This is a genomic window from Moraxella sp. I5G, from assembly GCF_055193055.1.
Genome location: NZ_JBUXLH010000021.1, coordinates 1 through 9,187, shown reverse-complemented (window position 1 = coordinate 9,187; position 9,187 = coordinate 1). Strand labels below are relative to the sequence as shown.

13 protein-coding genes and 1 pseudogene are annotated in these 9,187 nt (G+C 38.7%); 4 read left to right on the top strand and 10 right to left on the bottom strand.

The features are described 5' to 3' along the window. Positions 1-571 precede the first annotated feature (571 nt). The gene (locus ACZBKJ_RS09460) at positions 572-793 is read left to right on the top strand and encodes a hypothetical protein (protein ID WP_463200835.1); all 222 of its coding nucleotides are present in this window, start codon (positions 572-574) and stop codon (positions 791-793) included. Between the two features lie 393 nt (positions 794-1,186). Here the strand turns inward: ACZBKJ_RS09460 and ACZBKJ_RS09455 are convergent, their stop codons facing one another. After that, the gene (locus ACZBKJ_RS09455) at positions 1,187-1,405 is read right to left on the bottom strand and encodes a hypothetical protein (RefSeq protein WP_463200834.1); all 219 of its coding nucleotides are present in this window, start codon (positions 1,403-1,405) and stop codon (positions 1,187-1,189) included. A gap of 393 nt (positions 1,406-1,798) precedes the next feature. Here ACZBKJ_RS09455 and ACZBKJ_RS09450 point away from each other — a divergent pair, with 393 nt between their 5' ends. Both ACZBKJ_RS09450 and ACZBKJ_RS09445 read left to right on the top strand, forming a co-directional pair. Continuing rightward, positions 1,799-2,161 (top strand): hypothetical protein, encoded by a 363-nt coding sequence (locus tag ACZBKJ_RS09450; RefSeq protein WP_463200833.1) that lies wholly within the window; start codon positions 1,799-1,801, stop codon positions 2,159-2,161. Continuing rightward, a complete protein-coding gene (locus ACZBKJ_RS09445; RefSeq protein ID WP_463200832.1) occupies positions 2,158-2,823 on the top strand; it encodes a hypothetical protein in 666 nt (221 codons plus the stop codon). The genes ACZBKJ_RS09450 and ACZBKJ_RS09445 overlap by 4 nt, the downstream gene beginning before the upstream one ends. A 547-nt stretch (positions 2,824-3,370) precedes the next feature. Here ACZBKJ_RS09445 and ACZBKJ_RS09440 read toward each other — a convergent pair. From ACZBKJ_RS09440 to ACZBKJ_RS09430, 3 genes and pseudogenes are all read right to left on the bottom strand, one after another. Next, positions 3,371-3,613 (bottom strand): hypothetical protein, encoded by a 243-nt coding sequence (locus ACZBKJ_RS09440; protein ID WP_463200831.1) that lies wholly within the window; start codon positions 3,611-3,613, stop codon positions 3,371-3,373. Beyond that, positions 3,610-3,810, bottom strand: a pseudogene (locus ACZBKJ_RS09435) (type II toxin-antitoxin system mRNA interferase toxin, RelE/StbE family); the annotation flags it as partial. The pseudogene ACZBKJ_RS09435 and the gene ACZBKJ_RS09440, both read right to left, overlap by 4 nt. A 91-nt stretch (positions 3,811-3,901) precedes the next feature. After that, positions 3,902-4,195, bottom strand: coding sequence for a type II toxin-antitoxin system RelB/DinJ family antitoxin (locus ACZBKJ_RS09430; protein WP_463200829.1), 294 nt, complete (start codon positions 4,193-4,195; stop codon positions 3,902-3,904). A 423-nt stretch (positions 4,196-4,618) separates the two neighbouring features. On the opposite strand from ACZBKJ_RS09430, the gene ACZBKJ_RS09425 reads away from it, so the two are divergent. Beyond that, positions 4,619-4,879: a GlsB/YeaQ/YmgE family stress response membrane protein gene (locus ACZBKJ_RS09425; RefSeq protein WP_463200828.1), complete on the top strand. Its 261-nt coding sequence runs from the start codon at positions 4,619-4,621 to the stop codon at positions 4,877-4,879. A 694-nt stretch (positions 4,880-5,573) separates the two neighbouring features. Here ACZBKJ_RS09425 and ygiD read toward each other — a convergent pair. The 6 genes from ygiD to ACZBKJ_RS09395 all read right to left on the bottom strand — a co-directional run. Continuing rightward, positions 5,574-6,359 carry a 4,5-DOPA-extradiol-dioxygenase gene (ygiD, locus tag ACZBKJ_RS09420; RefSeq protein WP_463200826.1) on the bottom strand — a complete coding sequence of 262 codons (786 nt, stop codon included), beginning with the start codon at positions 6,357-6,359 and terminating at the stop codon, positions 5,574-5,576. Positions 6,360-6,524: 165 nt separating this feature from the next. Continuing rightward, positions 6,525-7,142 carry an ABC transporter six-transmembrane domain-containing protein gene (locus ACZBKJ_RS09415; protein ID WP_463200836.1) on the bottom strand — a complete coding sequence of 206 codons (618 nt, stop codon included), beginning with the start codon at positions 7,140-7,142 and terminating at the stop codon, positions 6,525-6,527. Beyond that, a complete protein-coding gene (locus tag ACZBKJ_RS09410) occupies positions 7,033-7,386 on the bottom strand; it encodes an ABC transporter six-transmembrane domain-containing protein (RefSeq protein WP_463200825.1) in 354 nt (117 codons plus the stop codon). The genes ACZBKJ_RS09415 and ACZBKJ_RS09410 overlap by 110 nt, the downstream gene beginning before the upstream one ends. Beyond that, a complete protein-coding gene (locus ACZBKJ_RS09405) occupies positions 7,386-7,820 on the bottom strand; it encodes a MarR family winged helix-turn-helix transcriptional regulator (RefSeq protein WP_463200824.1) in 435 nt (144 codons plus the stop codon). The genes ACZBKJ_RS09410 and ACZBKJ_RS09405 overlap by 1 nt, the downstream gene beginning before the upstream one ends. A 274-nt stretch (positions 7,821-8,094) precedes the next feature. After that, the gene (locus ACZBKJ_RS09400) at positions 8,095-8,673 is read right to left on the bottom strand and encodes an NAD(P)H-dependent oxidoreductase (RefSeq protein WP_463200822.1); all 579 of its coding nucleotides are present in this window, start codon (positions 8,671-8,673) and stop codon (positions 8,095-8,097) included. Positions 8,674-8,814: 141 nt separating this feature from the next. After that, the coding region (locus ACZBKJ_RS09395; RefSeq protein WP_463200821.1) for a LysR substrate-binding domain-containing protein at positions 8,815-9,187 on the bottom strand (373 nt) is incomplete at its 5' end.

The window sequence follows — 9,187 nt, the reverse complement described above, 5'->3', positions numbered from 1 at the left end:
GTTATGAACAATTTAATTGGCATATAAATAAGAAGCAGCTTCCCAAGATAGTGCAAGACCTTACCGCTCATGCTAATCTTGGTAAAGGCGCAGCACAGAAACTGACACGACCCACACCAATACTGCCGTTCAGGTAGCTAATGCCATGCATAATGACATCACGGGTAATTTTACCTTAGATGGTGCCAATCTCACAACCAAACACCTAACAAACATGATAGGGGTGATTTAATCGTTAAAAGCCGTCAAGACACTTATCAGTACGACAGCAAACAACAAAACATTGGTGGCAGTGCTGACTTTGATTTTAGCGGTAAGCTGCAAAATGCCAACATCAACGCTGGCAAACAGCAGCTAAACGCCCGGTATGCCCAAGTAACCAATCAATCAGGCATCATTGCCAATACATCAAGCCTAAACGTACAAGGACAAGGCAAGTTAACAGGTGGTTATCTCTGGTAGGTGTGATTAGATTTAATCAGAGCGGCGGGACAGCAATGGACTCAACAGGTAGATTCTGTGCTGTTACTAGTAGCTGTATGCAATTTGGGCTCAGATTTGGTAGTTCCACTTGCATAGATGCCAATGTAGCAAAAAAACGCTTACACCAGGAACTTCAACCAAAAGTGTTGCCATAACTGGTGCTGCTGTACTTATATTGGGAGGTAAATTTAATGATACTTTTCATGATAACGGGGCAATTGCTATACAACCAGCTATAGCTGTAGGTGCTGAAGCTGGGGCTTCTATACAAATGTGTGAAAACAAAATATCTAAATATTGTAATAAATAGAGAGATATATGAATAGAAAAATTGTTATTTTATTTTTAGCAACATGACTTTTTGGTTTATTTTTTATTATTTTACATGCTACATTGGATCTTAATATTTATATTTTTAGATTTATATTTTTTGCACTAGTCATTATGATTGTTTTTTTGTCTTTATGTATCGGTGGTTTTGTTTTTGATTCAAATATAAAACTGTTTAGAAAGTTGTTTAAGAATAAAAGTAAATAATATGAAGAGCATCGCAAATGATGTCATCACTTATGCAATATATGATGCTTGTATTTTGTAAAATATTGAGGGTGACGTTTCAAAACATTCAAAGGTTTGGCTGATGCCATTACTAATCTACCTATAGTCAAATTTTAGCCCTACAAGGGGATGCTGACAAAATTAGTCAGACAGTTAGTGAAGCTTCGGGTAAGCTGGTAGCCAATTTAGCAATCTCTGCTACAACAGCTGGGACTGGTAAGTTTGCAGTCCAGTCCATCAAAACGATTAATAAAGTTGATGGTGATGTCATTGCACCAAATGCGCCAAATAACTCCAATGATGTAATGAATGCTAACACGTTCAGGTAGGCGACTGGGGTTTGGGGAATGTTTATGATAGGCAAAGGTAGCATACCTATAATAATATTAAGGTTGAGAATAATTCTGAAAGGGATGAGAATTTATTTGGTAATTATTCTAGTAAAAAACAAGAATATCATAACCATAACTATCATAAAGATTTGTATGTATTTGATAGACCAACTTAGGAGGCTTATAACGAAGCACAGAATATTAAACAAGTAATGAGTAGCAAAGTCAAATTATCAAATGGTCAGGAACAGCCATGATTTTCACAAAAAAATAATCGGACAATTTCTGTTATTACACACCAAGATGGTACGGTAAGTGTAGGAATTTCTGGCAATAATCCTCAACAAATTGCCAAGCTACAAAGAGTATTAGATAACTTACCAGACAAACAAGGAAAATTACCAAATGGTCAAAGAAAATATAGGGTGGGCACCGAAACCCTAACTGAAAAACAAGGAGTTATGCAAGGTGTGGGGCGTGATGGTAGGTTGTCCAACAAGCCAGGTCAATGTGCCGAACCCCATTGTGCCACCAGCTCTGGACAAAACTCTAGTCCCATTACAGGCTCTATTACTATTTGGCGCGGCGAGTCAGAGAATTTAAAACACGCCTATGCAGGCAGCCCTAAAACAAAATTTGGCGATGACCAAATGGACCCTTGTCCTACTTGTGCATTACCACACAATCAGCAAATTTATCACGAAGAGGCAATCAAAAGCCAAAACAAGATAACCAATGGTGGTAATACCACCAATTCAACCACTAATCAAGAGAGTAAAAAAAGATGAAACCTGCATTACCCACAAAATACCAACTCATCCAAGCACTACTAAACTATGCAAATAGCATTGTGTCAGTGGATAAACAGGAAGTCCTAGACTTCTTTGTGAAAAATAATCTACCTTATCATAATGAGCATATTAATTTCTTAGCCCAATTTGGTGGGGCTAGAACAGAATTTTTTGACGCTATCAATCTAAACTGCACATTTCAAGAAATTAAAGAAATATACATTGAAGGCCATCCAGATAATGCCATACCACCAAACTGTGCTTATTTTGGAACCAATGATATTGCTGGTATTTTTTGTATATCAAAAGAGACTGGAGAAATATATGAACAAAAATTAAATGATAAATACGATCCTGTATTGGGGGAAATCTATTGCCATGATGTTTGGTCTTTGACTTTTATTTCATTATTTAAGAAATATAGTAATTTAGTTTCTTATCAGTCATTTTTATTGGAAAATATTTCAAATACACATATAGATGATTTTAGAAATAATAGCATTAAATTCTTTTTAAATGATGTTAAAAGTATTGATATGGAATATTATTTTGATTACGAAAATTTTATAATATATTCTCTTAATAATGAAAGAAACTATATTTTTAAAGATGTTTTAACGAAAGATTTTATTAGCAAAATATATTTTATAAACTCATAAAACACTAACTCATCTAAGCACTACTAAGCTATGCAAATAGCATTGTGTCAGTGGATAAACAGAAAGTCCTAGACTTCTTTGCAGAAAATAACTTACCCTAATTATAAGCACAGCAAGCCAATTCGCTTGAACCCGATTTTTGGCATCTCATTCTGCAAAAAGCAAAATACCACCCAAATGGTAAAAGTAGATCAGATGTTAAGGATTACGCTTTCCTAAAAATGTGCTTTAAGGAGTCTAGGAGAGTTGTAGATTCACACAAAAAATAAGACTAAACTCAAAAACGCTCTATGGGCTTTTCAGAGTGATTTAAAACGATTTTTATTGTGATTCAAAAACGTGATATGATATGTAAAAAAAATTTAAGCCCCAAGACTGCAATCTTGAGGCTCCGCTTACGAAAAACTGCACGCATCAAGGTTCGGATTTTTATAGATTTTACTGAACGTTGTACATAAAAACCTTACGGAAATCAAGAACTGCAAGGAAATTTTATGTACATATTCAAACACATCAATACCCCACGCATTGCAAGCCAGTACAAGCCTTATCTACAACCACTTGTTGATAAACCAACCGCCGTTTTTAGGAAAAATAAGATATCATAACCCGCACCATAGCAATCTGAACAAGATGTTGGTAAAAAGCTACCTATTGGAGCAAGAGAATAGATAAGCTTTAAAGATGGCAAAGAAGTGGATAGCCCCCAAATTCTGTCAGACCCCACTAGTGCATTGGCAATACTTACAGTATTGAAGTGAAAAATGGTGATATTAATGACAACCGTCATGGCTTAATCAATATTATCGCAGAGCAGGCCATTAAAGTAAGGCGGTGAAGTGATAATAAGGTGAACACTGTTATTGAAAACTTCACGTATATTACGACTATGTCAGGTCTGATATGACAATCTCGCAAGCCTGATTTATCGCCTTTAAGTGGGTGGTCTTGGTATTTTTCAGGGATTGGCAATCCATTTAAAAGGCAGTTTGAAACTTCCGTTCACGCTTCACCAATTAATGCTAAATAGTGTCTTCTTAAATCACGCTTAAAGGATTTTGCCATGTCAAATTTACGTTTAGCCACGGGCAATCTCTGCCATTGCTTGATTTAGGTCATCTAAACTGTCAAAGCGCTCAAATTCACCATCAATAAACTCTTGCTCTGTCTGACGTAACCGAGCTACTGCCTTTGGGGTTAAAGTTTGCTTATCTGCCCAATCAAACGATAATGGAACTTTGCCAGTTTGTGCAATTTGATTAAAAAACATTCTTACAGCTTGACTAGGTGTTAGCCCATACTGCTCCAAAATTGGATATGCACGCCCACGCAATTCATTATCAAGACGCATATTAAAATTGGTGTAATTCATTCCAAATCTCCCAAAATACATTATTTTATAAGTATAACAAAATTACAATGAAAGTCAAAAGTAATTTAATTGTAATTTAAAAATAATCTACAGCTAACAAGCATAAAGCGGGGCAACCGCATCATCCAATCGTTAAATAAATTATTGATTTTGACAAAACCGCAGATTGTTTTGGTGCAAATAATCCTACTGGCAAAAGGATGGTTTTGTTATCAAAAATGATGGCTATGCCATAATTTTTTTACAAAACTGTGATTTTTATTTAATATTTCCCAATATATTTACATTTATGCCACATACCAAGACTTGGTTTTTGTGCTTGAGTATGTATAATGAAAATTAATCGTTATAATTTTTATTTTTACTAAAAAATTATCAATTTAATTAAGGCATTATGCCAGAGTCAAAAATAGGAAAAGGATGATGATAAATTTTATTTGGATGTTGATTGTGGGGTTTGTGGTGGGTTTGATTGCTCGTGCGATTAAACCGGGAGCCGATAGTATGGGTTGGGTTTTGACCATTGTTCTGGGCATCGCAGGGGCATTTGTGGGGGGCTTTATTGGTTCAGCGCTTGGCTTGGGTAAAAATGGTGGCTTTATGGCCTTAGTGTTGTCAGTTATTGGTGCGATTATTGTGCTATTTATTTATGAATTTGCCACAGGAAAACGCCGTATCCGTTAGGTTTTATATTAAATGTTATTAACATTCATAAAAAATAAGGGAGTTTTTGGTATTAATCAAAAGCTCCTTTAATACTTAAAATATCAAGTAAGTACTATTGCATAAATACAAAGTATAAATAACTGCGCCTATTTTACTTCTCAATTAATCTTTAAACAAAATAAGACACAGATTTTATCTGTGATTTGTTTTTTATTTTATTGTTTTGATGTTTATTTAGATTGTCTTAATTTTTAAAAATTGATTGTTGCATTTATTGTAATTTTTGCATAACTAAATTTCCTAAAACGGCTTTAAACAAACTAAACTTAATTTGCCTGCAATCACTGTGTCACTAAAAGATCCAATAATAAAATCTCCTAAACGCACCAAAATAATTAAACTGATTAACTAACTAAGCAAGAATGTTTAGCCTTACAGACAAAAAACGCTCCAGAGAGCAATTTGAGGTTATCTATGGCACGATCACACATAATCCAAAGTCTTAAATCTAACCAATAAAATAGTAAAAGGGCTAAAAAAGGCGGTTGGACAGAAAATATTGGGGTGGATTTATTAAAAGAAATGGAACTACAAAATTCACATGCGACTGTAAGGCTTAATCCTATCGGATTTCTTCAAAATCTAACCACTGGTATTAGCTCTCATTATTTATACACTCAAAACTTTCAAGCTTATCTCCCTCCCCTTCCTTTTACCCCACCAACAGCGAAGTCATACTGAGCGAACCGGCGACAAGGTTGTCGTTGAAAAACGTAATGGCATCATCCGGCTCGCGCAATGCCATGATGCAAAGAAAAGGCAGATAATGTTCCGGAGTCGGCACGGAGAGCATCGCCTTTTCGCCCAGCCGTTCGTAATGAATCAAAGTATCGTCATCCCGCTCGACAACCGCCTGATTGACCGCTTCGCGGAACGCAAACGCCCAATCATAACCCGCGCCAATTTGATTGATGTGCGCCCTGCTCATCACGCTCAAATTATGGATAATATTGCCGCTGCCGATAATCAACACACCCTGTTCGCGCAAGGCGGATAATTTTTTCGCCAAATTGAAATGCCATTCCGCAGATTGCGAACGGTTCAGGCTGAGCTGCACCACAGGAATATCGGCATCGGGATACATAAATTTCAACACCGCCCACGCGCCGTGATCAAAACCGCGTGTCGGATTCAGCCCGACATTCTCCGGCTGCAATAGCGACCGCACCTGCTCCGCCAATTCAGGCGAACCGGGCGCCGGATACTGCACTTGGCTGAGTTCTTCAGGAAATCCGTAAAAATCGTAAATCATTTCAGGATGTTCACCCGATGTAACCTGCAAACGGCTGCTGTACCAATGCGCCGAAATCATCAAAATCGCTTTGGGTTTGGCAAACTTTTGCGTAATCAGGCTGAGATTTTGGTTGAACGGATTTTCCTTATCCAACACATTCATCGGACTGCCATGCCCAACAAACAATACAGGCATTTTTTTCATCATTTTCTCCTCAATATCCAATGATGCGGATTGTACGGATAAATTATTCAGCAATAAATCTCACTTCATGAACAACATATTCTCCAAATAGGAAACAATGAAATATTCTTTGGATTTACGACAAAATTAAAAGGTCGTCTGAAAATGGTTTCAAACGACCTCTGCCTATGCCAGCCCTTTTTCAGACAATTCCACCCTTTGACTGATGTCTTTCAGGTTGGAATATTGTTCGACCAATCGGGGGACGTCGTCCAGACTCATGGCGAACATCCACAGATAAGTGCTGACCGAATAAATATATCCGGCATTGCCAAAGCCTTTGAGCGTCATGTGTACGAAGGCGAAACCAAACAAAATACTCATTGCCACACCGATGCAAAGATAGCTGGAGGCTTCCCTGTTGGAAATCAGCACGCGTAGGCGGGCGACCAAACCATAATGCTGGTACAGCTGCCGTTCATTGCCTTTTTGAATGAAATGGTTGTCGCGCTCCAAACAGTTATTCAGGCGGAAATACAGGTTTTCGCTGATGGCGGCAAAACGCGGAAGCAGCCATAGAAATAGGGCAAGTATGCCCACCGCCAATACGCCGACCCAAAATTCCAAACCCAAAAGCATGATGCAGGCGCCGAATATCGACACCAACGATGTGGCGGCAATCGGCAAATGTTCTTCAAAGAAACTGACGAATTCGCGCGATAGAGCGACACGCGCGGTAACTGCCGAATGGGGAAACCTCCCTTTGCCGCTGTTCCAATACGACGGGTACGGCGATTTCGGTATAAATCCGCGTAAACGTGCGCGTATCGGCGACACGACGTGTCGCGCCGACAAGCCACATCAGTAAAACCACCAAGCCATAGAACATGGCTTGCCAGACATTGCCTTCAATGACTGCATTAATCGCCCAGCCGCCAAACACCGGATATATCAGCATGAGCAGGTTTTCCAGCCCAACCAAAGAAAAAGTGGCAATAAGTCTCTTGCGGTGGGTTTTGCCGATGTGTTTCAACATTTTCCACATCATCAGTCTCCTTGCTTGGTATGAATAGCCTGAGTCATTAATTCTGCGAGTACATCCAAATCGGCAAACAGCCGCGCCACGCGTTTTTCACCGAATGCAGCAAATACCTTATCGTTGAACGACTGCATATTTTGCAGCAAAGGTTTGACATATTCTTTGCCTTTTTCAGTGAGCGACAACAACCGTTCGCGCTTGTCTTCCGCTCCTTCCTGCCATTGGAGCAAGCCTTGTTTGGCAAGGACTTTAGAAACACCTGAAACCGTCTGTTTGGGCAGACACCATTCTTCACCTATGTGCTTTTGTGTGCAGCTGCCTTCGTTTGCCAAGGTGTAAAGTACGGCAAAGGAGTTGTAGTTTAAATTCTGCAGTTTGATCCATTGGTCGAATGCGCTATCAATGAGGCTGATGCGGGTGCCTAGTTGGTCAAGGTGATTCATAATTGGTCTCGATTTTGACTAAATTTTGCAATTATAGTCATAATTCGGACTTATTTCAAGACTGGGGCAAAATGATAGATCGTCTAAAAATGATTTCAGATGACACTCTTAATTCGTCCAAAGTCTGGTTTTTTGAAAATCTTCTTCGAAACTTGCGCTCTTGTTTTATCTAAACTCAGCCTATTCATCTTCTCTCTCCTCCTTAGGAAATTTGATTAGAGAAAAATAAAAAAAGTGAGCCCAAATGCTCACCTTCTAAACTAATATTTTGCAACTATCCAAACACTTTTTCCAAATGTGCTTGGTAGTCTGCTAAGTATTGTTCGACTTGTGGATTTTTAATCACATCATTACATAAGAATGTCGGCAGACGGGTTAAGCCGATGAATTCATTAAGTTTGTGGAAGTGCATGTATAAAGCATCCACACCTTTGCCTTCAAAGAAATCACCTTCGCGAGTGAAAGCTTCAATCGGGGCATTCCAAGTAAGCGAAAGCATGTGTTTTTTGCCTTGCAGTAAACCACCTGTACCATAGCCTTCGGCTGGATTGACACGATGACGACCATCACTGTGGTAAAGCTTACCGTGTCCGCTGGTTAACACTTCGTCTATGTATTTTTTCACTGTCCAAGGCTCATGCATCCACCAGCCTGGCATTTGCCAAATCACCGCATCCATCCACAAGAATTTTTCGATTTCTGCTTCAACATTATAGCCGGCATCAATCACGGTTTCTTGTACATTGTGTCCAAGTGCGGTCAAAATTTCTTTCGCTTTTTTATGAAGCGTATGGTTTAACTCACCATGCGAATGACCAAACTCTTTTCCACCGTCTAGTAATAAAATATTCATTTTTTTCCTAAATAATTTAAAAAAATAAGGCTTTAATTATACCTTTTTACCGCATTTCTTAAAAGAGCATTGGCTTAAGCTATTTACAGTCCATAAAGGAAAATCTCTCATACTTTATCAATTACTGCTGATCAGTATTTATTATTTCTCTTCGACCAAATAAGCCCTCTCAATCAACTCCCTTACCCAACGATACGCAGGATCTTTATGTGTCCGTTCGTGCCAAATCAGTGTTTTGGTAAAGCCTTGAATTTTAAGAGGTGGTTCAAAGCGCTTAAGATTGGACAAATTGGCAATCAAGCGCTCAGGCACAACAGCCAATAAATCGCTTTGCGCCAGCAATTCGGGCAAGACAATAAAGTTTTGTACTGAAAGGCTGACATTTCTCTGTAATCCCATCGCTTGAAGGGCTTGGTCGGTAATACCGCTGAAGCTACCGCCATGATAGGAAATCAAGGCTTGTTCTAACCGGCAAAACTGCTCAAGGGTAAGTTGTGATTGTTTGGCTATTGGG

Bases quoted from the DNA above. Each gene is read 5' to 3' on its own strand.
- ACZBKJ_RS09445 (WP_463200832.1), top strand. From the start codon at position 2,158: ATGAAACCTGCATTACCCACAAAATACCAACTCATCCAAGCACTACTA.
- ACZBKJ_RS09405 (WP_463200824.1), bottom strand. From the start codon at position 7,820: ATGAATCACCTTGACCAACTAGGCACCCGCATCAGCCTCATTGATAGC.
- ACZBKJ_RS09400 (WP_463200822.1), bottom strand. From the start codon at position 8,673: ATGAATATTTTATTACTAGACGGTGGAAAAGAGTTTGGTCATTCGCAT.
- ACZBKJ_RS09440 (WP_463200831.1), bottom strand. From the start codon at position 3,613: ATGACGGTTGTCATTAATATCACCATTTTTCACTTCAATACTGTAAGT.
- ACZBKJ_RS09410 (WP_463200825.1), bottom strand. From the start codon at position 7,386: ATGATGTGGAAAATGTTGAAACACATCGGCAAAACCCACCGCAAGAGA.
- ACZBKJ_RS09430 (WP_463200829.1), bottom strand. From the start codon at position 4,195: ATGAATTACACCAATTTTAATATGCGTCTTGATAATGAATTGCGTGGG.
- ACZBKJ_RS09425 (WP_463200828.1), top strand. From the start codon at position 4,619: ATGATAAATTTTATTTGGATGTTGATTGTGGGGTTTGTGGTGGGTTTG.
- ygiD (WP_463200826.1), bottom strand. From the start codon at position 6,359: ATGAAAAAAATGCCTGTATTGTTTGTTGGGCATGGCAGTCCGATGAAT.